We start from the raw sequence: 21,664 nt of genomic DNA, 5'->3' as shown, positions 1-21,664 counted from the left end.
TGTCAGGGCTTCGCCCCGAACCCCACCAGGACTCTGTCCTGGACCTGCCAGGGAGTCAGCCCCCTGGGCCCCGATGCGTGGCCGGGTGGTGAATAGTTGCCCGAGCGCCGACGTGGCCCGCGGGAATCATGGCCTGATGTGCTGGTCAGGTGCTGCCGCCGTCGCTGGAGGTGCCGCCGATGGCGCCATTCTGCTCGGAGTCGTCGTTACCCTTTAGAGAGCTGGATTGCAGTTTTTTGATGCGATCTTCCAACTCCTGCAAGGCTATGTTTCCGTCTTTGTTGGTGTCGATTTTGCCAAAATGTTTGGCCAGAGGCCCTTTGGCCTCGCTGGATCCCAGAACGCCGTCGTTGTTGGTATCCAGCTTTTTGAACAGGTCAGCTGGTGAGAGCCTGTAGCCGGGCCCGCCCTTGCCTGCGCCGGATTGAATCTGCTGGCGGAAGGTGTCCATCGCCTTTTTCATTTCATCCTTGTCGATCTGACCATCGCCGCTGGCGTCGACTTTGGAGAAATCTTTGGCGAGAGGGCCTTTGGCTTCATCGGCACTCACGGTGCCGTTGCCGTCCTTGTCCATCTTTTTGATGAGGTCATCGGGTGTGGGCGGCTTGCGTTTGCCCCACAGGCCATGCGTGCCGCGTGTCTGCCCCATGTTTCCGAAGTTGCCTATCGAATCTGTCGTCATTTTTGCTTCCCTTGATCGGAGTCGGTGTTCCATCCGGAGCGACTGCGACAACCCTTTTGGTTGACCGAGGCTCACGTCCCGGTCAGGGTGGTTGCGGCACATTTCCGGAACGGCTAAGTGCTACGCAATACATGTGCCAAGATTTGGTTGTAAACCAATGCAAAATGCTCGTCCCAAGAGTTCAACCAACCACCCTGTCTCCGGCAGCTTGTCCAGGAGGGGTGCCTGGAAGAGAAAAACATATGGGGTCTTTACTCGAATCATCAGGTGGTGCAGGATAATCAAGGCGCCCGTTCTGGGTATGGCACTATTCAGAGACCGGGACATCCCCCATCATCAGGCCGGATGAGGTTCTTGGCAGGAACGACACCTGGCCCTTGCACATTCAATGGAGCATGTGACATGAAAGTACTTGGAATCGCTTCGCTTGGTCTGGCCATCTTTTTTCAAAGCGGCATCCTTCTCGCAGCGCCGGATCAATATAATCCAGTCCCCGCAGATGACGCGCAATACAAAAACTGCAAGATCTACGCCATGAAGAAATGGGAAGGTGGCGGAGAGTTGAGCCCCATCGATGGTCAATCAAAGGCCGAAGCGTTTTGCATCTGCATGTGGAATGAGACGCCAGAAGATTTCAAAGGCCATTTGGCCAAGTTTTCCGAAACCGATGCCGGTAAAAAGTTGGACAGGCTTTGCAGCAAATATGCCAATTGGTCGGATTGATCTTTCGGGATGGTTCTGATCCAGGCTTTTCTTGCAAGGGTGGTGAATCGTTACCTGAAGGGTAACGATCCACCACCCGACCACAATCGGGGTCCAGGGGGCTGGCTCCCTGGCAGGTCCAGGGCGGAGTCCTGGTGGGGTTCGGGGCGAAGCCCTGACAAAGGCTTTCATGTCCAAGCCCTTCTTGAAAGGGTGCTGAATAGTTACCCTGAAGGGTTCTGGTTTGGGCGATGGAGGGGTGCAATTCTCTGCCGACTCAGCGGCGGCGGCTCCGTTCCAGGCGGATGATGGGAATGTCGTCTTCCAGGCGTTGATGGATGTAGATGCCTGAGGAGACCAGCCGGGTGCCTTCACGTTGCAGGGTGGCCTCCTCCTCGTTCTGGGTCAGCTGGATGGGGGAGGGTGGCTCCTGCCCGGAACCGGATCGACGTATGATGATGCGGGGGTTGATCGGGCTGTCAGGGCGCAAAGGAATGCTGTCGGACAACACCACGCGGCCCCGTCCCCGTCGTATGGTCAGAGGGGAGTCGGGTTGGTCCATGCCATGGCTGCCGTCAAGCAGGGAGGCATTGGCGTTGCGCCAGTATTGTTCAAGGACTTTACGAATATACTGCCGGGTCTCCGGATAGGGAGGGATGCCGCCATAGCTGTCCACACAGGTGGGGCCGGCGTTATAGGCGGCCAGGGCCATGGGCAGGGTGGGAAATCGCTCCAACATCAATTTCAGGTAGCGGGCCCCTGCACGGAGGTTTTGTTCAGGGTTGAACGGGTTGGCGAGGCCCATGTCGTGTGCGGTGCCAGGCATCAATTGCATCAGCCCCAAGGCGCCCTTGGACGAGACGGAGCGGGGATTGAAATCCGACTCCACAGCCACCACGGCCTTCAACAAGGCCGGGTCCAGGTTGTGGTGGTGGGCCGCTTTCTGGATCATGTGCTCCATGCTGGGCGTCCGGCTCCAGGCCGAGGGGGTATTGATCAGAAACAGCCAGAGCAGCATGCAGGCCCAGGTTGCCTGAAAAAGGAAACGATGGTCACGCCAAGAGAATGCCAGCCATTTGCCGACCACAGGCTGTCTCTCCACGTTGGGTGGAGCGCCGGTGGCTGAAAAAAAGCTTTTCCTGACGAAAGGTGCAAAGATCTGCATGGTGTATCCGGTCTGGAACGAGGCCGTTATCGGATAATTGACATTTCAGGAAACCCGGCAGATCCAGCAGGTAACGCCCGGTTTCCGGGGCATTGGCAAAGTGGATCCGATGGTCGACGGAGACACGCAAGAACTGTTCCCAAACATCCGGGCCTACGACGAAGGTGGAGGGTCCGATACACGGGCCGATCACGGCGACGACCCGATGCCGCTGGGCCCCGAGCCGGCACATGGCCTCCAGGCACGTTGTGATGATGCCTGCCACGGCCCCACGCCACCCCGCATGGGCGGCTCCGATCACCCGTGCCACGGGGTCCGCCAGCAAGACCGGTGCGCAGTCGGCGGTCAAAATACCCAACACCAGGTCAGGTTGGTCCGTCACCAGGGCATCCCCTTCCGGAGGGGGGGTTGGATGCACGTCCGATGTGAGGTGAACCCGGGTTCCATGGACCTGGCGTAGCAGACACAGGCGTTCGTCGGGGAGATCCAGGAGACGCATGAGGCGCTGGCGGTTGCGCCGGACCGACTCCGGGTGGTCTCCGACATGGTCGGCCAGATTCAGGCTGTCGTAGCTCCCCTGGCTGACGCCATGCGGGCGCGTGGTGAAAAAAAATCGGACTCCCTGCATGTGGGGTAAAGGATTCATGGGGAGCAGTGGGATATCTCCTGGCAATATTTTTGCGGATCGGTCATGATGATCGCTTTTCATGTACAGCGTGACTCCTTGCTCCGGGGGTAGGATCCTCCTGGGGCTTTGACGACAGCCGAAAGGAGGTGCCAGTGGCTTTTTACGAATCAATCTATATTCTGCGCCCGGACTTGGCCGCAGAACAGGTGGAACAAATCAACAAGCGGGTTGGTGACATCGTTACCAACAACGGGGGCGTAATCCTCAAGACAGAACTTTGGGGCCGGCGGCAGCTTGCCTATCCCATCAAAAAGAATACCAAAGGTTTCTACGTTTTTCATGTTCTTGAGGGGGGTGGCCAGTTGGTGGCGGAGTTGGAGTCCCGGTTGAAAATCGACGAGGACGTCATGAAATTTCAAAACGTCCGGGTTCACGAAGCTTCCATGGCGGCGACACCCCTTGCGGCTATTGGCAGCGAGGAACCGCGTCGGGAAGTCCGGGATGGTTCAACCTCCGAGGATGCCCCGCTCGACCATGAGCTCGTCATGGATCATGAACTGCACGGGGATGACGACGACATGGATGTCCATGGCGGCGATCTCCAGGGTGCGGAGCGGTAAGAGGGCGGATGCCTGCATTGGTCGTTCCGGAGAACGCAACCATCCTGGAGGGGATCCTCCTGGAGCCGGCGGCGATGCAGACCACCCCGACCGGGCTCTCCCTGGCCACCCTGGAGGTGGAGCATCGTTCCGACATGGTGGATGTCCAGCCCCTGTCCCGGTACGAGCTGCGCATGGTTGTCCTGGCGATCGGACCCCTGGCGGAAGCGTGTCGAACGTTGCCTCCGGGGAGCCATCTGCGGGTGGAAGGCCGCTTGAATCAGCGCCGCTGGATTCGTGCTGGAAAAACCCGTTGGGGACGCACCGAACTCGTTGCCAGGCATATCGAATCCAAACCCCCGGCTGACCCCGAAGTTGCGGGTTCTGCCGGGGGCCAATCGAAAAAGGAAATGGTTTATGGAGAAGAGTGATTTTCATGGTGGTTCCAGTCACGACGGAGGGGCAGGCGGCCTCGCTGGACGCCGTCCCCGCACCACCCGCCCTGGTGGGGGCGCCCCCGGCGGTTTTGGCGCCGGTAACGGTGGTGGAGGCGCTCCTGGCGCTGGCGGTGAGGGGGGTCGTTTTCGGCGTCCGTTCTTTCGCCGTCGCAAGGTTTGTCTGTTCTGCGCCGACAAAACGGTCCACATCGACTACAAGGATCCCAAGTTGCTGTTGCGGTTTATCACCGAGCGGGGAAAAATGGTTCCCAGCCGGATTACGGGCGTTTGTGCGCCGCATCAGCGGTCGTTGGCCAAGGCCATCAAGCGGGCGCGCAATCTGGCCTTGTTGCCATTCCTGGTCTGATGGGAGCGGCTGTGGCATATCGATGGCAAACCAGAGTACCAGAAGGTGAATGAACAGGTTTTTGGCAACGCCGGGTGGGTCCGGGCTGGTGGCTGCTCTTTGTTGGTTGGGACCGTTGCTCATGCCGCTGTTGGCGCCCTTGCAGCTGTTGGTGCCTTTGCCGTTGCTCCTGGTCGCCCTGCGTCAGGGAGAGCGGGTTGGGCTGATGGCGGGCATGATCCCTCTGACCCTGGCCATCCTGCTGACCGGGAATCTGACCGGCTCGCTGGTCACCTTCTTGTTCCTCTGCGGCATCCCCCTGTTGATGGCCCGTCTGCTGCGGGATGGGTGGAAAATCAGCCAGTGTCTTTTTCTCGGTTATTTCATCGTCGCAGCCCTGATGCTCCTGGGAATGGTCGCCGCGAGTGCGATGGGTATCGACATGGTTGCCGCTCTGGAGAGCTCGCTGGAAAGTCGTGTTGGTCCCTCCCGGGATCTCCTGCTTGCCTCGCTCACCAAAAGCGAGGGGATGGAACTGCAAGCTGTGGCGCTTCTCAAGGAACAGATGCAACAGATGGTTCACATGATGGCGCGTCTCCTTCCTGCCATGGGACTGGGTGGTTGGTTTCTGGTTTTGAGCGCCAATTTGCTCCTGGCCCGGAGCCTGTTGGTGCGTCATCGCGATGTGTTTCAAATCGTCCCGGAAGATCTGTCCACCTTCCGGGCGCCGTTTTTTTTGGTCTGGCCCCTCATCGTCACAACCGTCCTGGCCCTCTTTGCCACGGGCAATTGGCGATTCCTGGGTTTGAATCTGGGACTGTTTCTGGCCCTTCCCTCCCTCTTTCAGGGGTTGGCGGTGGTCCAGTGGGGCATGCGAAAATTCAGGGTGTCCGCCATGTTGCAGGGGGTCTATTTTGCACTCCTCCTGATCTGGACACAGGTGATTCTCGTGGTCATGGTGATCGGCCTGTTGGATAACTGGTTCGATTTCCGTCATCGATATCTGCAAGGGACGGAGGGGAAAAACGCCTCCGGGGAGTGAAGGTTCATGGAAGTCATTCTTCTGGAAAAAATCAGCCGGTTTGGCAATCTGGGCGATGTCGTCCGGGTCAAGAACGGCTATGGACGGAATTTTTTGATTCCAAGCGGCAAGGCTTTGCCGGCCACGCGGGACAATATTGCGCACTTCGAGGCCCAGCGGGCTGCTTTCGAGGAGCGCCAGAAAGAGGTCAAGGCCAAGGCCGAAGAGTTGGCCTTGCGGATTGCCGAGGTGCAATTCGTTCTGGAGCGTCCGGCTGGTGCGGCGGACAAACTGTTCGGCTCCGTCACCAACGCCGATATCGCTGCATTTCTGGGCGAGAAAGGTCTCGAAGTCTCCCGCAGCCTGATCGAACTGGGCAGCCCCATCCGCACCTTGGGTGAACATTCCGGTCGCATGCGTCTCCATCCCGACGTGATCGTCCCCTTTACCGTGCGCGTTGATCGGAGCGTCAAGGCATAATCGTTTTCAGCAACATGCCATTGAAGGAGAGGTTCCCATGCCCCTGTACGACTACAAATGTGATGCCTGTCATGGGCGGTTTGAGATCGACCATCCCATGGCGGGCCCCATAGTTACCCGGTGCCCGGGATGTGGAGAGGAGAAGCTGCGCAAAATCCTCTCGACCGGAGGGTTGCTTGGATCCACAAAGTTGGGACAACAAGACAGCCGTCCCGCCATGCCGCCCATGGGAGGTTGCCCGTCAGGTGGTTGTGGTGGTGGCATGTGCGGTCTCTAGGAAAGTACCCGGGGTCTCCTCGTCGGTGTGCGGCACGCCACCACGGGGAGGCCCGTCATGGGTCCGGAAGGGGGCGGCGCCATAAGGGTTCCGAATGGTCGTGCCCTGTCGCGCCATCGGGTATTACAGACGGGGAGTCACGTTGCGATGCGTCACACATCCGGGGAGTCCGATCACTCTTCTTCGGGGGGTTCCCAGGTACAGTCTGGGTCCGGCGCTCCCGCGCAAGAGGAGACCCCTGCGCCCAGGCCGGCGATCCGGCCCCTGGCTGCCTGGCTCGCCGGCAAGCCCAGGGTGGAGCCGATCATCGATCCGGCCAACCCCAACCTGATCGTCGACAAAGACCGCTGATACCCGTCTGTCATGCGGGTGGCTTGGCCCGGAACCCCTGGGCGGCCAAAATTTCCAAAATCTTTTCCACAGGCCATTTACGGCGGAACAGCTGCGTGTTGTGGATGCGGGAGCGGTCGTACTCCTCCTGTGTCAGATAGGGCATGGAGGCGTTGTGCAGGTGGATCAGCCTGGCCCGGGGCTCAAACCGGATGCGGTATCCGGCAGCGCTGATGCGCAGAGAGAGGTCGGTGTCTTCCATGAAGACGATATCGTAGGCGTCGTCGAAAAAATCGACGGCATCCAATACCGAGCGTCGTAAAACCACTCCTGTTCCCATGAAGGCCTCCAGGAGTTGCAGGTTCTGCACTTCGGGGGCATCGGGGTCATATCCGGGGAGGTGGTACTGGGGCAGACCCGCCGCATCAAACCGGGCGCCGCAGGTTTGCGTTTTCCACTCGGCCAGGGATGCGCTCTCCTCGGGCAGCAGCACCATGCCTTGGACGGCAGCACAAAGGGGGTCGGCGGCGAAAGTCTCCAGCATGGGGGAGAGCCACGGCTGGAAAAAAAACATGTCTGAATTGATCAGGGCGATGAATTCACCATGGCTATGGTGCAAACCGCAATTGTTGGCCCGGCCAAAGCCGAGGTTGCCGGCGTTGCGGATGATGGTGACGCGAGGATCCATGCGAATGGAGTCATAAAAGTCATCCATGCCCGGCTCAGTCGAGTGGTTATCGATGAGGATCAACTCGACGGACTCGTCCATGGTTTGGGCGGTCAGGGAGCGATAAAGCAGGTTCAGGCATTGCAGATTGTTGAACACCGGAACCAGGATCGAGGTCAATCCGGGCTGGATTTTGTTTGCGCTGGTTTGGAAGGATGCCGGGTGTCGTGGTCCTTCCCGCCCCTTGCGGCGTAGGGCGTCTGCTGCCGATAAAATGGGTGACGTGTCACGCCCCGACATGTGTATCTCTCCTGTGGATGGTTACTTTTTTTTCTTCTTTTTTTTCTTCTTTTTTTCCGGCGTAAAGGTGTCGGGACACTCTTCGGTGACAGGAATGGGCAAGGCGTCACCGAAGACGCTGGATTGCAGGGTGGTGGCTAAATTTTTTTCCCGTTCCAGGGAGCGGCTCAACTGAAGTCCCAGCATGGCGGCCTGGGCTTCCTTGCGGCTCAACAGCACAAAACCCGCACGCAGCAGGTCCAAAACGGCAATGTGTCCATCGGTCATTTTGGCGTTGCTGTTTACCATGAATCGGTCGTAGGCCTCCGGGGTGATGCCCACCAGCCAGGCTGCCTCTTCCCGGGACAGGGTGGGCAAATTTTCAAAGGGTGACAGGTCCAAGGGAACCTCCATGTGTCGGTATGAGGTGTCAGGATGAACGTACCGGGTTTGCCCCGGTGACCGACGGTGGTATAAGTGTTGCTGTAAAATCGTGCCGTGTCATCAACGGCACGCTGGGTTTTTTGTCTGGGCAGGGTTGCGGCGGCGCCCTCTCCGTGTGTGTCATTCAAACGCCATGCAATGCTCCTCTCCCGGGCACTTCCCGCGACCGTGATCCGGAGCGACCTATCGATTGGGGGTCTCAAGGATGGAAGACAACGAACAAAAAAAGACCGTCGGCCTCGTCGGCGGGGGTGACAATGCCGCCCGATTGTTGCAACTGTTTTCCGGAAGCCATCGTGTCGAACTCCTCTATGTGGTGGATACCAACACCAACTCGCCGGGCATGACCAAGGCCAAGCTCCTGGGCATCAAGACTTTGACCAACATCGAGTCCGCAGTAAAGAACATTCCTGTGGATTTTATCGTTGATGCCAGTGGTGACGAGGAGATCATGGCCCAGGTCGTTGCCAACAAGCAACATGGCGAGATTGTCAGCGGCACCGCGACCCTGCTGTTTTTTGCAGTGTTGGAAGACCAGCGTGGCACCACCAACCAGCAGGTTTTCAAGGATCTTTCCGGGGTGCGTCGGGAGATAGACCGCAACACGCGCGATGTCTCCAAGACCCTGCACGGCATCGAAAAAATTTCCAATGAGCTTGAAGTGTTGGCCATCAATGCCGGCATTCAGGCCTCCCGGGCCGGTGAATTCGGCAAGGGGTTCGCCGTGGTGGCAGGGGAAGTCAAAAGTACTGCCCGGGTGGCGCGAGAGCTGGCGGGGGATATCGATCGGGTTATCAGCGAAATCTCCTCCATGTCGGAGAAGATTGAACAATCTTTGAAGAAAGTTCAGTAGCGCGGTCCATCCGGTTGGAAGGTCTGCCATACGCCCGACACTGCGACACTGGGAGCTGAAAAACGCACCCAGCGTTGCGGCGTGCCCGCTCCCCGGGCCTTTTATGCAAGAAGCGCAATAAATCGCACCCAGCGTCCTACCCCTGCGTCGCGCCCAGTATCTGGCGCAACTCCCGGATGGTGTTGTTCAACCCTTCGGCCAGGGTGGTGACCCCGTTCCCCATCTCACCCACTTTTTCTGCGGTGGTATGGACCATCTCCATACTGCTGATCACCCCTGTGGTCGAACTGGCGGCGTCGCCAACGTTCTGCGAGTTTTCGATGTTACCTCGGGCAATCTCTCCGACACCGGTGGACATGCGATGGATGCCTTCCGTGGCTTCGGTCACATTGCGTGTCACTTCGGCAATGCCTTCGGAAATTTCGTTGACGTTACGGCTCATCTCGGAGATGCCGCCGCTGGACTCGCCCACCAGGCGTGTCACTTCGCTGTTTTCCAGCGCCACGGCCTCCATCGCTTTGGCAACGGCCTGAATATTGTTGCTCTGGCTATCCACGGTGTGGAGAATTTCGCGATTGGATTGGCTGATTCGCTCAATGTTGCGCGCCATTTCATGGGCGGCTTTGGTGGCTTCGGAGGTCTTTTCCTGGATCTCGTCGACGCTGTCACCCACCAGCCTGATGGCGTCAGTCGTTTGACGAGCCAACTCTTTGACTTCGTTGGCCACCACGGCGAATCCCTTGCCGGCATCACCGGCCCCAGCTGCTTCGATCGAGGCATTCAAGGCCAGCATGTTGGTCTGATCGGCGATTTCGTTGATCAGCTCGATCACCTTGCCGATTTCCTGCGCAGCCTTGGCCAGATTGGCCATCACCTCGGAGTTGTTCCGGGCATTATGGCTGGCCTGTTCGGACTCCTTGTCGGCTGCTTCACACTGCTTGCGCACCTCCATCAGCGAACGGTTCAACTCCTCCACCGAACGGGCCACTTCGTTCAGATTGCGATTGGTTCGCTCGGCAGCATCGCGCACGGAGTTCATGCTGATACTGGCCTGCTCGGAAGATTCCGCCACCATTTTCAGGGCGGTATTGGCATCCTCGGAGGCTTTGTTGATGGATTGCATATTTTGACTGGATTCGTCTGCCGAATTGGAGATGACATGCATATGCTCGTTGGACTCTTCAGCCCAGGCATTGATGGTGGTCATGTTGGTGCGCATCTCGCTGGCATCGTAGATGGCCTTCTTGGCCCCTCGCGTCATCTCCTGGACGTGCGACGACAGGTTGCTGGCGAGAGATTGCAGTGGTTCGCTCAAAATTTCCAGTTGAGACAGTCGGGCCTCGATCCCTTCGATCATCTCGTGGCGCTGGGGGGGGAAACCACCTTTTTCGGAGATCCGTCCCATCGGGGCGCCCTTCCCGGCGGCAGGGAGCGCCAAATCTTGTCGCGACGGGGAAAACCCCGACAATGCACGCTCGTGTTGGCGGACGACCCACCACGTGATGCCTACGCCGATCACCACGCCGAAAAACAGAAGAAGCCAGGAGAGGATCTTTATTTTGTCCTTGACCGGTGGAATGGCGCCAGCAAGCTGACTGGCCCATGAACTCGTGGCAGCCTGTGCCTGCTCCCAATCCTTGAATGGCGATCCATACTGTTTTGTGATCTCCTCCAACGCCCTCCGGCCTCGTTCGAGATCATTTTGGTGAACCCGATCCAGCACCTGAATTCCCTGTTCTGCCAAACCACGCAACCCCTTTTCCGTTGCGATGATGTGCTGGCTGATGCGTTGCCCCTCCCTGGCCATGTCCGGTGTGGCAACCTGATGGTGCATCTTTTTCATTCCGGCCTGAAGGCTGGCAGAGAGTTTTCCCGCCTCGACCGAGATTTTTTGGAACTGTGTTCGGGTATCATCACTGCCGGGAGCGTGCAGCGCCTGTTCCAGGAGGAGCAATTGTTGGAGGCGGATGCCCTCCAGGCGTCCCATGTTCCGGCTCAGATCCAGGAGCAGTCGCACCATCTCTCCCCCCCGGGTCGAACTCCGTGTCCCTCCGCCCAGCAGCAGGAAGGTGCTGACCAGCAACAAAAACAACAGACTGGCAGTGACACCGTATACTTGAAACCTGAAACGCATCTGGATCGGGGAGGGAATTGCTTCCATTCGTTCTGTCATGGCCACTTCCTGGTTGCTGTGTCACGGACGTTGGCTGCACCTGGTCGAATCCAGAGCAACAAACATACCACGACACCTCGGAAGAGGTGAACGATTTCATTCGGCTATGGCCTTGTTTTCAGTTGGCGATCGGTTCGGGCTGGAAGGCATAGAGGAGGAAGTGTCCCTCCCTGGCCTGTACGCCTGATTCCGGCAATCCCAACTCCACCAGCGTCAGGTAGGTTTGATCCAACAACAGGTGTGTCACCCGTGAAGTGTGTGCCATCGCAGTTACGGGCAGTGCCAGCACGGCACCCAGGGATTCATCGCCAGGTATGCCGGGAAACTGCGATGGCCAAAGGACAGCCTTGCCGGTACGATAGGCCGTCAGACCGGTCAGGATGGCCGGGAAGCAGAGGATGCGAGCCCGCTCCAACCGGGTGATCCGCTCCATGAGGGAGAGGAGGGCCGGGGTCTCCATGCCACACCAGGCTGGACCAGCCTGACGCAGCCAGAAGAGGCGTACAGCATAATTGAGCACATGCAGCAGTGGAAACAGGGCGAGCAGCAGCCAATGTTGCACGCTGGTGCCCCCTTTGACCAGATAGAGCACGGTGACGAACAGGGAGGGCCATTCGGCATACTGGACCACGTTCAATCGGATCCCCATGCGGCGCATGACGGGAAACAGCAGAGAGAATCCGACCAGGAGATAAACGCCCATCACCCAGTAGATCATGAGGTGAACCAGATCGTAATGAGGGGGACGGTCCGTGAAAAAGATCACCACGGCCAGGGCAGCCGGATTCATGAGGAACACCACTTTGGCCTGCCGATAATGGCGGCGAAACAACATGCGCAGGGATGTCATGCCCGACAGGAGTGAAGTGGCCCTTGTCTGCGCGGTAAAACAGGAGCCGTTCAGGGAGAGCAGGTGCCCTTCGCGGAGCGGAGCCTGTGACCAGGGATAACCCAAGACGGTCAAGAACAGGCGCCTGTCGACGAAGGCGACCAGCAGACATGCCAGCAGCATGGGCAACGGCCAACGCATATCTTGCAGGGTCATGCCCAAGAATGGCATGACAAACAAAAGAACCCGGACCGTCAGGTGGTGGGTACGGAAAAGAACCAGGCAGGATGCCACGGATATCCAGAACGCAAGTCGATGGTCACTTTGCAGCCAGCTGAAAGTGTTGCCAAGGACGAGAAGGAAAAACGGCATGGCCAGGGAACGGGATGTCAGACGGCAAAACTCCGAGTTCAAAGCCGGACTGAGGGCATAAAGCAGGGCCACCAGATAGCCAAGCCAATTTCCCAGCTCTGATCTGACCAGTAAAAACAGGGCGGTCATGCATAGGGCATCCAGGAGGTGGTTGATCAGCCAATAGGTCTGTCGCAACCATGTCCAGGGTAGCCAGGAGAGCAGGAACGGCAATCCGGGCAACAGGGTCGGGCTGGTTGCGGCCATGCCTGACGGGGCATTTTCCTGGCGCATGCCCCTCCTCAGGGTGCGCATCGATTCGGCCTTCAACAGGATGGCATAAGCAGCGCACTCGGGATTTTCGCGGGGATTTTCCGGGCGCAAGGGATCGGCAAACAAGAGGAAAAAATACGGGTCGCATCCGCGCTGGCGCAGATGCCAGTAGGGGAAGAGACGAATGATCAGAAACAATGCCACGACCGGCGGCAAACTGGCCCAGGCTTCCAGGCTGAACATGGTGATTTCCCTATCCTTCCGCTCCTTGAACCTCTCCTGTGGGCAAGAGGGGCTCTTTTCTGGTGACCTTCAGCATCAAGTCGGCCATCTGATGTGCAACATGCCGGGCGTGATAACGCTGGCGGACGCTCTCCTGCCCCCAGGGGAGAGTTTGATGGTGGTTTTGCAACCATGCAATGGCTTGACTCAGGGCTTTTGCTGCCTGTTCCGGGTTATCCGGTGGGCCTACCCACCCTCCCATACTTTGTATGAGTGAGGCCGCAGCCCCGGGTGGGGTCAGTCCCAGGATGGGACGCCCGGAGCCGATATAGTCCACCAGCTTGCTGGGAAGAAAGACGCTGGTTTGGGCCGGGGCATCCAAAACGAGCAACAAATCCGCCGAAGCCATCAGCTCCAGGGATTTTTGATACGTGACGGGGCGATGGATCGTGACCGTCCGCGAGATCATGGATTGCAGCCCGGTGCGGGCAAAAACCGTGGGGGAGAAATCGCCATAAAGCTCAACGCGCACCCCTTCCAGGCACTTGGGTTGCTGGCGTATCAGGTGCTCCAAGGCCTGGAACAGGGCATGGGGGGTCCGGTTGCCGTAAAAATTTCCGAGATAACGCAAGACGACAGGCTCGCCGGGACACCGTTCCGTGCAGGCAGGAAAAGGGTCGGGATCGAACCCGTGCGGCACCACGCCAACCTTGTGACGCCAGGCGAGGGGATATTTGGCCATGACCAGATCCACGGTTTCAGCAGAAGTGAAGACGGCCCCGTCAACCTGTTCCATGACGGCATGTTCCATCCGGCGTTTCAGCCAGATCTCCATGCCACGTGAACCATCCAGGGGGTTGTCCACCCATGGATCACTGAAATGGGCCATCCACGGGATGCCCGTTTGCCTTTTAATTTCGAAGCCGGCCAGATGGGTGGACATGGGCTGACCGAAGGTGACCAGGAGGTCCATCTCCTCCACCCACTTTCTGGTCAGAATGGTACCTGCGGCACGCAGGGCCCAGCTCCGGTTGGCGTCGGGTATGCCCCAATACTGGGGTAACAGCAGATCCCGGTAGCGGTGCAACAATTGCTGCCAACCCGCTTCGGACAAGCGCCGTATGTCGTGAGAGCGCTCATCCGTGCCTGCAATGGTTGGGTCGATGGGTTCGCCGGCCCGCCCCGCAGCACAGACGACCCGCACCGGGTGATCGAGAAATTTGACCAAACGGGAAATCTGGATGGAACGCGGGTAACGAAGAGGTGGGTAGCAGTAGGTCAGAAACAGGGCCCTCATGACCACACCCGCAACCACTCTTCGAGGATGATGAGGATCCAGATCCGGTGTGCGGCGGCCATATCACCGCGCCGGGCCGCAGTCAAAACCGGAACGATCATGGCTGGATCGAAGTGGGTGTGCAGACGTGCGCCGCGTTCCAGCAACCACTCCCTGGCTCGGGATCTCATGGGTTCCTCCCGCAACCAGCCGTAGACGGGCACGGGAAACCCCTGCTTGGGACGTGCAACGACGGCGGGAGGGAGAAGTCCGGCGGCAAACTCCCGCAGGATCCGTTTGGAGGAGAAGCCCTGCCTGAAATCACCAACTTTCCAGGTCAAAGGGAGACGCGCTGCCCACTCGACGAGGGTGTGATCCAAAAAGGGGGTGCGCAGCTCCAGGGATGCGGCCATGCTCATCCGATCCGCCTTCATCAGCAAATTTTCTACCAACCAGGATCGGCAATGAACTTCCTGGATACGGTCCAGGGCCGATGCGCCCGGGGCGGCATGATACCAGGATCGGATCAACTCTTCACTGGAGAGAACGGATGGGGGTTGTCTCCACAGCCGCATTTTTTCCGCTTCGGACCAGTGCCGCGTGATATGCAAGGGAAGGGCTGCCGGCAGGGCTGCCAGGTCGCCCCGGGCCAGGGCGTGCAGGTGCTGCCGGTACCGGGGCAGCAGGTGTGACAGGCCACGCAACAGGGATGATGGTATAAAATTGATTGTTTTTCCAAGATAAAACAACTTGGCCATCGATCGTTCCAGGTCGTAGCCGGCCAGGATTTCATCACTCCCCTCTCCAGAGAGAACCACCTTGACGTGCTGCCGCGCCAGAAGGGAGAGATGGTAAAGCGGGATGGCCGTCAAGTCGGCCAGAGGCTCGTCTGTCGCGTGGACCAGTTGGGGCAGGGTGGCCAAAAAAGTTGTCTGGTCGAGGGTGACCTCGTGGTGTTGCGATCCGAGATGCCGGGCCACCTGACGCGCCCAGGGCAGCTCGTCCTGATGGGTAGGATCGCCGACAAATCCGACACAGAAGGTCTGAAACGCCTTGTGCCCCAACGCCACGGCAGCGGCACTGACGGCGCTGGAGTCCAGTCCACCGCTCAGAAATACGCCCACAGGCACATCGGCGGCCAGCAGGCGTTTTTCCACGGCAGCCAGGAAGAGTGTCCGGAACTCCGCAACGTAATTGCGTTCCTGCGCTTCCGGCTCGGCGTGGAAATGAACCGACCAGTAGGGTTCGACATGCCAGCCGCTGCCGTCGAGGCGATACTCCAACCGGTGTCCTGGCGGCAGTTTGTGCATACCGTGCCAGATGCAGTCGGGGTCGGGCACATAGCGGAGGGTGAGATAGTGGTGAATGGCCGTTCGGGATATGTCCGGGCGTTGGGACAACCCGGCAAGAATGGCCTTCATTTCGCTGGCAAAATAGAAGCGTCCTGCAAAGGCGCCATAGTAGAGGGGCTTCACCCCCATCCGATCCCGAATCAGATGCACCACTCCGGAGCGAGGATCGAAGAGGCAAAAGGCAAACATCCCCTCCAGGCGTTGCAGGGCAGCGATGCCGAAACAATGGTACAGGTTGAGCAGCACCTCGGTGTCCGAGCGGGTGGCAAAGGCGTACCCATGTCCTTCCAATTCGTGGCGCAGGGAGCGGTAATTGTAGATTTCACCATTGAAGACGATGCCAACCCCGTCCGGAGTCCACATGGGTTGTTGCCCGGTGGCCAGGTCAATGATGCTCAGGCGGCGCATGGCAAAGGCAAAACGGTTCGTAGACCAGTGACCTTCGCCGTCCGGTCCTCGGTGCAGAAGGGTCTGGTTCATTTTGCACACCAGTCCGGCGCCTTCCTCCGCCGGGAAATCCCCGGCGACACCTACAATGCCGCACATGATGCGCCGCCGTAACGATTCAGCGTCTGGCAACGCATCGGGATCCAGGGGGCTGGCTCCCTGGCAGGTCCAGGGCAGCGTCCTGGTGGGGTTCGGGGCGAAGCCCTGACAAAGTCTGCCATATCAAACTCTTTTTGGAAGGGTGCTGAATGGTTGCGTGCCATTTTTGTGTCCCCAGGCCCACAGGCTCCACCCCAGGCGGCGGGCCCACACCTTTTTGGCCCAGGCCGGCAGCAGTAACCCCAGGCCGGGCAGCAGGAAACGCAGGATGGAGTCCAGATCCGTCCCCAAGATTCGCACCTGCCGATCTGGACTGTGGTCGGCCAACAATGTCAGCAGCTCCTGCCGCGTCAAAGGCCAGGTATGGGGGTTCCCCTCCTGCCGACTGCCGTCGCCGTAGCGACTGGCCAACTGCAACGGGGTGAGAAAACGCCTCTCCATGTGCAGAAATCCCTCCAGATAGTCCGTCATATACCATTGGAGGATGGAACGCCTGTGGTAGAGCATGATGCCATACCCCCCGCCAGGCCGCAGAACCCGCATCATTTCGGCTACGGAGCGTTCGATGTCGGGTGAGTGGTGCAGGACGCCCCAACTGTAGACATAATCGAAATGGTCATCCGGAAAGGGCAGATGACGGGCATCGGCCTCGCGCACATCCCCCGACAACCCCATGAGTTCAAAGCGGCGTTGCGTCTGGGCCACGGCGGTGGGGTTGAGGTCGACCGCCGTGACCATGGCGCCGGCGTTGGCCCAATGCATGGCCATGGTTCCCAGACCACACCCCACCTCCAGGATGCGGCTTCCGGATCCATATCGGTCATAGGGGAAGAGGCGGGAAAAGGGGCGTTCTCCATGCAGGGGGTGGTTCCAGGCGTGAAAGACGGCGTCCAGCCTGGTAAAAAATTCCAGGGTGCCAAAAGCCTGCTCCTCGCCACCATAACAGGATTGCCCGTGAACCTCCCCATAGGTCATGGGATGCCGGTTCCACCAGCTCCGGATCGCCTCGCTCATCGTCGTCCCCGCAGATGGTCATAACCGAGCAACAGGGGGGTGACCAGCAAAAATACCGGCAGCAGGCACACCTCCAACAGCATGGAGCGCTCCAGTCGGCGCCGCCACCACAAGGATCGTCTGGTGGTGCCATCCAGGCGGAACCATCGTCCCCGTCCATTCAAGACCCACAGGGTACAATCCGGAGGCCGGTATCGGTCAATCTGTCGCTCCAGGGAGGCAAACTTTTGGCCGATGGCGTCAGGGTAGAGCAAAACCAGTTGCGTACTCCGACCCACATGCTTCTCCCAACCAGGTTGCTTCTGGATGGGAATGAACTGCCCTTCCGGAAATCGCTGCCGGAAAAGGGTATGCATGGTGGCCTCGTCCCGGGGGTTGGCCTTGAACCAGACGGCCCAACGCCAGAGATCCATCCCCAACCGTTTGGGGGGTGGTTCCCAGGGGTGGAAAAGGCCTGTGACCGGTGCGTTCAAGGCAATTGGTCCAAAAGTTGGTGAAACGTGGTGGGTGTTGCCACCTGGGCCAATCGGGCCAGGGTGGCAAAAAAGATCGGGGAGTTGTAAATCTGACTCGGATCTCCGTACAGGTTCAGGATGCCGGCTGGCAGGGTGGCATAACGTCTGGCCAGCTTCTCCCCTTCCTGACCATAGTCGGCAGCCGTGTAGGGGCGGTTTGGGGCGCGAAAAAAACCCCACGTATCAAAAATGCTCATGGGCTCCGTCGCCATGCCCGAGATGGGGATCTCCCACAATCCGTGGGTGCGGATGACGGGCCCATGGCGAAAGGCGGCCTCCGGTACGGTGGAGCTGGAGTATCTGTACCCCAACTCGCGTAAGAGGGTGTGAAGGAAGCGGAGTTGCCGTGGTTTTTGGAACGTCCCGAAGTGGGGGGCGCGAAATCCTTCCGGACTCTCCCCTATCACCTCCCGCAGGCAGGCATCGCCACGCCGGACATCTTCCGCCACTTTGGCCAACGGGAGTTGATCGTAAAAAAAACAACTCTCGAATTGGCACAACTCCTCGACGAACCGGGCGTGCATGTAATAGCCGTGGTTGAGGAAACGCGCCCCGGTTGCACGAATGCGGCCATAGACCTTCTCTCCCTGCAACAACACCTCCCCCGGGACCGCATAGTCCGGGCACAACCCCATGTCAAGCAACCTGGAGTGGACATCCCATGCCACCTTGGCATCATCCGGTATGTCGCAGTCGAAGGAGAGGATCAGATGAACCCGCTTTAGGCCGACCGTCGTTGCCAGGCGGTGGTAGCGGGCAAACAGGGAGTCGGGGTGCCATCGTCCCCACTGGACCCATGCCACATGCATGGGATCGGACACCATCCGGCTGATTTTGCCAACGATCACGGTGCGCGAACGTCCCCGACGGCCCGGCGCATCTTGGCCAGGGATCTTTTTTCCAGTTGTCGAACCCTTTCACGGGAGATGCCCATCTGCTCTCCGATCTGTTCCAGGGTGACAGGGGTATCGGCCATGATGCGCTGCTCCACGATGAGACGCTCGCGGGGGTCCAGCGTGGCCAGTGCTTCGTTGCTGAGGCGGTGACGCCACATGGCTTCTTCGGAGGCCAACAGCGTCAACTCCTGGTTGGGGCGGGAGTCGATGAGCAGATTTTGCACATCCTCTCCTCCGTCAACGAGGGAACGGTTCAGGCTCTCATCTGGAGCGGCCAAGCGGTGTTCCATCTCCCAGACGGCCCGGGAGTCTATCCCAAGCGATCCGGCCAGCTCTTCAGCCTGAGCGGTGTCAAGGGAGTCGATCCGCTGGCGAATCCGGCGCAGGTGGTGGATCAATTTGCGCTGGGCCGTCGACGTTCCGATCCTGACCAGACTCCAGGTACGCAGGATATACTCCTGGATGGCCGCTCGGATCCACCACAGCGCATAGGTTGCAAGACGAAACCCTTTGTGGGGGTCGAACCGCTTGACGGCCTGCATCAGGCCAATGGAACCCTCCTGGACCAGATCCATCAGGCGCAGCCCGTAGTAGCCGTGATACTCGCGGGCGATACGCACCACATAACGCAGATAGGAGGAGACCAGCCTGTGGGCGGCCTCCAGGTCGGCATGCTCTCGGAAACGTACCGCCAGGGTGTACTCCTCTTCCTGGGTGAGCAGAGGAAACCGGTTGATCTCTGTCCAATAAACCTCCAGCTCTTCAAGCTGGTCAACGGCAACCATGGCACGGGTCACGAGTGGATTCTCCCTTTTCGGGTTGCAATGATTTTGCCTCCTGCCCCACACTGGGGGAATATTTGATCGAAACGCATCCGGTTGCAATGGGGAAAAAGGGTATGATCGTCGTTCGATCCACGCTGTTTTTCATCATGTTCGTTTTGGGAATTCTCTTCTTTTCCCTGCTGATCGTCCTGCTCTGGCCCGTGGCCCCTCTGGCCTTCCGGCAGCGTTTGACACGCCACTGGGCCAGTTACAACAGCCGCATGTTGGGGTGGATCTGCCATTTGCACCACCGTTTGGAAGGGGTGGAAAATTTGCCATCCCCCCCTTTCGTCATCATGTCCAAACATCAGTCTGCTTGGGAAACGGTTGTTTTTCATAATTTTTTCCCAAATTTTGTCTGGGTATTGAAACACAATCTCAAACATATCCCCTTTTTTGGCTGGTCTTTGCAGGCTTCCGGACAAATTTTTATCGACCGCTCCCACGGTATCGAAGCCATGAAGAGCCTGCACCGGCAGGGGCAGGACAATTTTCGCCGTGGCATATCTTTGCTGATTTTTCCCGAGGGGACGCGGGTCGCTCCGGGGAGTGTCGGAGAGTACAAGGCTGGCGGGGTGGGCCTCGCCATGGCTGCCGGCGTACCCATCGTTCCTGTGGCCCATAACGCCGGGGAGTATTGGGGGCGACGCGCCTTTTTGAAGCATCCCGGGGTTATTCAGGTCCGTATTGGCCAGCCTGTCCTGACAGAGGGCCTTTCCCGTCGCGCCCGGCAGGAAGTTTTGGACAAGGTGCAAGGCAGCATCGAGGGCATGATGGCGGAGATCACCCGTTCAGGTTTGGCAGAATCCGCAAAGGAGTCGTCATGAAGGTTGCCCTGATCAATCCTGATCTGAACTCAGGCATGCCAGCGATTCCCCATGGTTTGCTCTCCATCGCCACCACCACCCGGCACGCCGGCCATGAGTGCGATCTGTTCGATCAAAATTTCCACAAGCTCGATGTCGAACGCCTGAAAAAATATGATGTGGTCGGCGTGTCGGTCATGACGGCGCAGCTGAAGGCTGCCGTTCCCCTGGTCGATCAGTTGACAAAACATTGCAAGATCGTCTGGGGCGGAATCCATCCCCTGATGGACCCGGCGTCACTCCTGCAACGTTATCCGGAGAGCCTGGTCGTGTCGGGAGAGGGCGAATTTCCCTTTATTGATCTTCTGAAATCGTTTGACAAGGGCGAAGAGAAACCCTCTGGCATACCGGGGATTACCCTGTTTGATCAGGGCGCCGTTGTCGCCGCGTCGCCATACATGATTGACGACCTCGAAAGCGTGTTGGATGTCGATTATGGCCTGCTGCCATATATCGAAAAATATATCCCCTGGGAAGACCCCCACTCGCGATGCAAGGTGCGGCGCCTCACCGTCTTGACAGGAAGAGGGTGCATCTGGAATTGCAGCTTCTGCATTCACTCTTTCCTGAACAGGCTGCATTTTAAACCCAGAAAAAAGAGCATCGCCAAAATTCGCCGGGAGTGTCAGCCTTGGGTCAAGGATTTGCGCATCGACGTTCTGGAACCCCATGATGACGACTTTTTTGGCGACCAAACCCTGGTGCGGGATTGGTGCCGGATGACCCGGGAAATGGGTGTCAAATGGGCTGGCAATTGTCGTTACAACTATTTCGGGGATTCTTTTATCACCCCGGAATTTTTGCGCGAATTGAAGCAAAGCGGATGTTATTGTCTCTCCATGAGCCTGGAGGCCGGAGACGAGACGACCCGCAATCGCATCATCCATAAAGGCGTCAAGGAGAAGGATATTCATCGCGCAATCGACATCATTCGAGAAAGCGGTGTCGATATGGCTGTGGATACCAGTTTTATTACCCATTTTCCGGGAGATTCGTTAAAAAACCGTATTGCCACCATAAAAATGATGGATTACCTGAGTCGGCAGATCAATGTCTACTTTTGCGGGCCGCAGGTTTATCGCGCCTATCCGGGCTCCAGACTCTATGAACTGGACCCGGCCACCCGAGCCGACATGGATCTGGAGAGTTACCTTGCCCTTGGCAGCGATGAGCGCTTTTTCTCATCCATCCATGCCGATACCGACCTGGATGAGGCGGCATTTTTCTCCAGGGGCATCATGGCTTTCTTCAACTGTCGCTTCCGTTTCATCCACGACTTTGGCCCGCCGCATTTCTCCTTGAAACGGAAAATCATCTGCCGCTTCCTGGTCAGGATCCTCTTTTTGCCACTTTTGTTGCGTCTTCGGTTTGATTATTGGAACAATTTCTTTGAGCCACGCCTGCTGGGACGGGTCATCACGGTCGGGGTGCGCTGGTTGAACCGACATGGTGACCGGCAGACAGCCTTGTTATCCAAGACTGGCAGCGAAACGTGACGTTGCCGTTTCAAAAAAAGCTTGGATATGCGTAACCATTCAGCACCCTTTCAAGAAAAATCTGGATATGAAAGCCATTGTCAGGGCTTCGCCCCGAACCCCACCAGGAGGAAGGGCGCAG

Annotated in this window: 24 protein-coding genes; 11 read left to right on the top strand and 13 right to left on the bottom strand. The window is 58.5% G+C overall.

What is annotated here, in order from left to right:
• Positions 1-145: 145 nt before the first annotated feature.
• Positions 146-682: an EF-hand domain-containing protein gene (locus HQL63_12075; protein MBF0177566.1), complete on the bottom strand. Its 537-nt coding sequence runs from the start codon at positions 680-682 to the stop codon at positions 146-148.
• Between the two features lie 354 nt (positions 683-1,036).
• Here HQL63_12075 and HQL63_12070 point away from each other — a divergent pair, with 354 nt between their 5' ends.
• A complete protein-coding gene (locus tag HQL63_12070; GenBank protein MBF0177565.1) occupies positions 1,037-1,405 on the top strand; it encodes a hypothetical protein in 369 nt (122 codons plus the stop codon).
• A gap of 256 nt (positions 1,406-1,661) precedes the next feature.
• Here the strand turns inward: HQL63_12070 and HQL63_12065 are convergent, their stop codons facing one another.
• Together HQL63_12065 and pgeF are read right to left on the bottom strand one after the other, a co-directional pair.
• Positions 1,662-2,549, bottom strand: coding sequence for a lytic transglycosylase domain-containing protein (locus tag HQL63_12065; GenBank protein MBF0177564.1), 888 nt, complete (start codon positions 2,547-2,549; stop codon positions 1,662-1,664).
• Positions 2,437-3,258 (bottom strand): peptidoglycan editing factor PgeF, encoded by an 822-nt coding sequence (gene pgeF, locus HQL63_12060; protein MBF0177563.1) that lies wholly within the window; start codon positions 3,256-3,258, stop codon positions 2,437-2,439. Before pgeF ends, HQL63_12065 begins: the two co-directional genes overlap by 113 nt.
• A gap of 71 nt (positions 3,259-3,329) precedes the next feature.
• On the opposite strand from pgeF, the gene rpsF reads away from it, so the two are divergent.
• From rpsF to HQL63_12025, 7 genes are read left to right on the top strand one after another with little or no spacing between them, the layout of a single operon-like run.
• Positions 3,330-3,797: a 30S ribosomal protein S6 gene (gene rpsF, locus HQL63_12055; GenBank protein ID MBF0177562.1), complete on the top strand. Its 468-nt coding sequence runs from the start codon at positions 3,330-3,332 to the stop codon at positions 3,795-3,797.
• Between the two features lie 8 nt (positions 3,798-3,805).
• Positions 3,806-4,207, top strand: coding sequence for a single-stranded DNA-binding protein (locus HQL63_12050; protein MBF0177561.1), 402 nt, complete (start codon positions 3,806-3,808; stop codon positions 4,205-4,207).
• A complete protein-coding gene (locus tag HQL63_12045; protein MBF0177560.1) occupies positions 4,194-4,580 on the top strand; it encodes a 30S ribosomal protein S18 in 387 nt (128 codons plus the stop codon). The genes HQL63_12050 and HQL63_12045 overlap by 14 nt, the downstream gene beginning before the upstream one ends.
• Positions 4,581-4,629: 49 nt before the next feature.
• A complete protein-coding gene (locus tag HQL63_12040; GenBank protein MBF0177559.1) occupies positions 4,630-5,601 on the top strand; it encodes a DUF2232 domain-containing protein in 972 nt (323 codons plus the stop codon).
• 6 nt (positions 5,602-5,607) lie between these two features.
• Entirely contained in the window at positions 5,608-6,060 is a 453-nt protein-coding gene (locus HQL63_12035; protein MBF0177558.1) for a 50S ribosomal protein L9, read from the top strand.
• A 37-nt stretch (positions 6,061-6,097) separates the two neighbouring features.
• Positions 6,098-6,337, top strand: coding sequence for a zinc ribbon domain-containing protein (locus HQL63_12030; protein MBF0177557.1), 240 nt, complete (start codon positions 6,098-6,100; stop codon positions 6,335-6,337).
• A 57-nt stretch (positions 6,338-6,394) separates the two neighbouring features.
• Positions 6,395-6,688 (top strand): hypothetical protein, encoded by a 294-nt coding sequence (locus tag HQL63_12025; protein MBF0177556.1) that lies wholly within the window; start codon positions 6,395-6,397, stop codon positions 6,686-6,688.
• 10 nt (positions 6,689-6,698) lie between these two features.
• Here the strand turns inward: HQL63_12025 and HQL63_12020 are convergent, their stop codons facing one another.
• Both HQL63_12020 and HQL63_12015 read right to left on the bottom strand, forming a co-directional pair.
• The gene (locus tag HQL63_12020; protein ID MBF0177555.1) at positions 6,699-7,634 is read right to left on the bottom strand and encodes a glycosyltransferase family 2 protein; all 936 of its coding nucleotides are present in this window, start codon (positions 7,632-7,634) and stop codon (positions 6,699-6,701) included.
• A 21-nt stretch (positions 7,635-7,655) separates the two neighbouring features.
• Positions 7,656-8,015 carry a hypothetical protein gene (locus HQL63_12015; protein MBF0177554.1) on the bottom strand — a complete coding sequence of 120 codons (360 nt, stop codon included), beginning with the start codon at positions 8,013-8,015 and terminating at the stop codon, positions 7,656-7,658.
• Positions 8,016-8,262: 247 nt separating this feature from the next.
• Between HQL63_12015 and HQL63_12010 the strand changes: the two genes are divergently transcribed.
• Complete coding sequence (locus tag HQL63_12010; GenBank protein ID MBF0177553.1) at positions 8,263-8,910, top strand: hypothetical protein; 648 nt, start codon at positions 8,263-8,265, stop codon at positions 8,908-8,910.
• 136 nt (positions 8,911-9,046) lie between these two features.
• On the opposite strand, the gene HQL63_12005 is transcribed toward HQL63_12010, so the two are convergent.
• The 8 genes from HQL63_12005 to HQL63_11970 all read right to left on the bottom strand — a co-directional run bounded on the left by HQL63_12005 (position 9,047) and on the right by HQL63_11970 (position 19,142).
• Positions 9,047-11,083 (bottom strand): hypothetical protein, encoded by a 2,037-nt coding sequence (locus HQL63_12005; GenBank protein MBF0177552.1) that lies wholly within the window; start codon positions 11,081-11,083, stop codon positions 9,047-9,049.
• Between the two features lie 118 nt (positions 11,084-11,201).
• On the bottom strand, positions 11,202-12,779 hold the full coding sequence (locus HQL63_12000; GenBank protein ID MBF0177551.1) for a hypothetical protein: 1,578 nt from the start codon (positions 12,777-12,779) through the stop codon (positions 11,202-11,204).
• A 10-nt stretch (positions 12,780-12,789) separates the two neighbouring features.
• Positions 12,790-14,055, bottom strand: a complete 1,266-nt coding sequence (locus HQL63_11995; GenBank protein ID MBF0177550.1) for a glycosyltransferase — start codon at positions 14,053-14,055, stop codon at positions 12,790-12,792.
• Positions 14,052-15,932: an asparagine synthase (glutamine-hydrolyzing) gene (gene asnB, locus HQL63_11990; protein MBF0177549.1), complete on the bottom strand. Its 1,881-nt coding sequence runs from the start codon at positions 15,930-15,932 to the stop codon at positions 14,052-14,054. The genes HQL63_11995 and asnB overlap by 4 nt, the downstream gene beginning before the upstream one ends.
• A gap of 123 nt (positions 15,933-16,055) precedes the next feature.
• Positions 16,056-16,946, bottom strand: a complete 891-nt coding sequence (locus tag HQL63_11985) for a class I SAM-dependent methyltransferase (GenBank protein ID MBF0177548.1) — start codon at positions 16,944-16,946, stop codon at positions 16,056-16,058.
• Entirely contained in the window at positions 16,943-17,419 is a 477-nt protein-coding gene (locus HQL63_11980) for a hypothetical protein (GenBank protein ID MBF0177547.1), read from the bottom strand. The genes HQL63_11985 and HQL63_11980 overlap by 4 nt, the downstream gene beginning before the upstream one ends.
• Positions 17,416-18,309 (bottom strand): polysaccharide deacetylase, encoded by an 894-nt coding sequence (locus HQL63_11975; protein ID MBF0177546.1) that lies wholly within the window; start codon positions 18,307-18,309, stop codon positions 17,416-17,418. Before HQL63_11975 ends, HQL63_11980 begins: the two co-directional genes overlap by 4 nt.
• Positions 18,306-19,142 (bottom strand): RNA polymerase factor sigma-32, encoded by an 837-nt coding sequence (locus HQL63_11970; protein MBF0177545.1) that lies wholly within the window; start codon positions 19,140-19,142, stop codon positions 18,306-18,308. The genes HQL63_11975 and HQL63_11970 overlap by 4 nt, the downstream gene beginning before the upstream one ends.
• A 113-nt stretch (positions 19,143-19,255) precedes the next feature.
• Between HQL63_11970 and HQL63_11965 the strand changes: the two genes are divergently transcribed.
• Positions 19,256-20,008: a 1-acyl-sn-glycerol-3-phosphate acyltransferase gene (locus HQL63_11965; GenBank protein ID MBF0177544.1), complete on the top strand. Its 753-nt coding sequence runs from the start codon at positions 19,256-19,258 to the stop codon at positions 20,006-20,008.
• Positions 20,005-21,543 (top strand): cobalamin-dependent protein, encoded by a 1,539-nt coding sequence (locus HQL63_11960; protein ID MBF0177543.1) that lies wholly within the window; start codon positions 20,005-20,007, stop codon positions 21,541-21,543. Before HQL63_11965 ends, HQL63_11960 begins: the two co-directional genes overlap by 4 nt.
• Positions 21,544-21,664 lie beyond the last annotated feature (121 nt).

Source organism: Magnetococcales bacterium, from assembly GCA_015231175.1.
Taxonomy (GTDB): domain Bacteria; phylum Pseudomonadota; class Magnetococcia; order Magnetococcales; family DC0425bin3; genus HA3dbin3.
The sequence above is the reverse complement of the archived record's forward strand: the minus strand, read 5'-3'. Positions and strand labels throughout refer to the sequence as shown.

What these genes read in the sequence shown, in the direction of transcription:
- HQL63_12075 (MBF0177566.1), bottom strand. Translation starts at nt 682, where the DNA reads ATGACGACAGATTCGATAGGCAACTTCGGAAACATGGGGCAGACACGC.
- HQL63_12065 (MBF0177564.1), bottom strand. Translation starts at nt 2,549, where the DNA reads ATGCAGATCTTTGCACCTTTCGTCAGGAAAAGCTTTTTTTCAGCCACC.
- pgeF (MBF0177563.1), bottom strand. Translation starts at nt 3,258, where the DNA reads ATGAAAAGCGATCATCATGACCGATCCGCAAAAATATTGCCAGGAGAT.
- HQL63_12050 (MBF0177561.1), top strand. Translation starts at nt 3,806, where the DNA reads ATGCCTGCATTGGTCGTTCCGGAGAACGCAACCATCCTGGAGGGGATC.
- HQL63_12045 (MBF0177560.1), top strand. Translation starts at nt 4,194, where the DNA reads ATGGAGAAGAGTGATTTTCATGGTGGTTCCAGTCACGACGGAGGGGCA.
- HQL63_12040 (MBF0177559.1), top strand. Translation starts at nt 4,630, where the DNA reads ATGAACAGGTTTTTGGCAACGCCGGGTGGGTCCGGGCTGGTGGCTGCT.
- HQL63_12035 (MBF0177558.1), top strand. Translation starts at nt 5,608, where the DNA reads ATGGAAGTCATTCTTCTGGAAAAAATCAGCCGGTTTGGCAATCTGGGC.
- HQL63_12030 (MBF0177557.1), top strand. Translation starts at nt 6,098, where the DNA reads ATGCCCCTGTACGACTACAAATGTGATGCCTGTCATGGGCGGTTTGAG.
- HQL63_12025 (MBF0177556.1), top strand. Translation starts at nt 6,395, where the DNA reads ATGGGTCCGGAAGGGGGCGGCGCCATAAGGGTTCCGAATGGTCGTGCC.
- HQL63_12020 (MBF0177555.1), bottom strand. Translation starts at nt 7,634, where the DNA reads ATGTCGGGGCGTGACACGTCACCCATTTTATCGGCAGCAGACGCCCTA.
- HQL63_12010 (MBF0177553.1), top strand. Translation starts at nt 8,263, where the DNA reads ATGGAAGACAACGAACAAAAAAAGACCGTCGGCCTCGTCGGCGGGGGT.
- HQL63_12005 (MBF0177552.1), bottom strand. Translation starts at nt 11,083, where the DNA reads ATGACAGAACGAATGGAAGCAATTCCCTCCCCGATCCAGATGCGTTTC.
- HQL63_12000 (MBF0177551.1), bottom strand. Translation starts at nt 12,779, where the DNA reads ATGTTCAGCCTGGAAGCCTGGGCCAGTTTGCCGCCGGTCGTGGCATTG.
- HQL63_11995 (MBF0177550.1), bottom strand. Translation starts at nt 14,055, where the DNA reads ATGAGGGCCCTGTTTCTGACCTACTGCTACCCACCTCTTCGTTACCCG.
- asnB (MBF0177549.1), bottom strand. Translation starts at nt 15,932, where the DNA reads ATGTGCGGCATTGTAGGTGTCGCCGGGGATTTCCCGGCGGAGGAAGGC.
- HQL63_11985 (MBF0177548.1), bottom strand. Translation starts at nt 16,946, where the DNA reads ATGAGCGAGGCGATCCGGAGCTGGTGGAACCGGCATCCCATGACCTAT.
- HQL63_11970 (MBF0177545.1), bottom strand. Translation starts at nt 19,142, where the DNA reads ATGGTTGCCGTTGACCAGCTTGAAGAGCTGGAGGTTTATTGGACAGAG.
- HQL63_11965 (MBF0177544.1), top strand. Translation starts at nt 19,256, where the DNA reads ATGATCGTCGTTCGATCCACGCTGTTTTTCATCATGTTCGTTTTGGGA.
- HQL63_11960 (MBF0177543.1), top strand. Translation starts at nt 20,005, where the DNA reads ATGAAGGTTGCCCTGATCAATCCTGATCTGAACTCAGGCATGCCAGCG.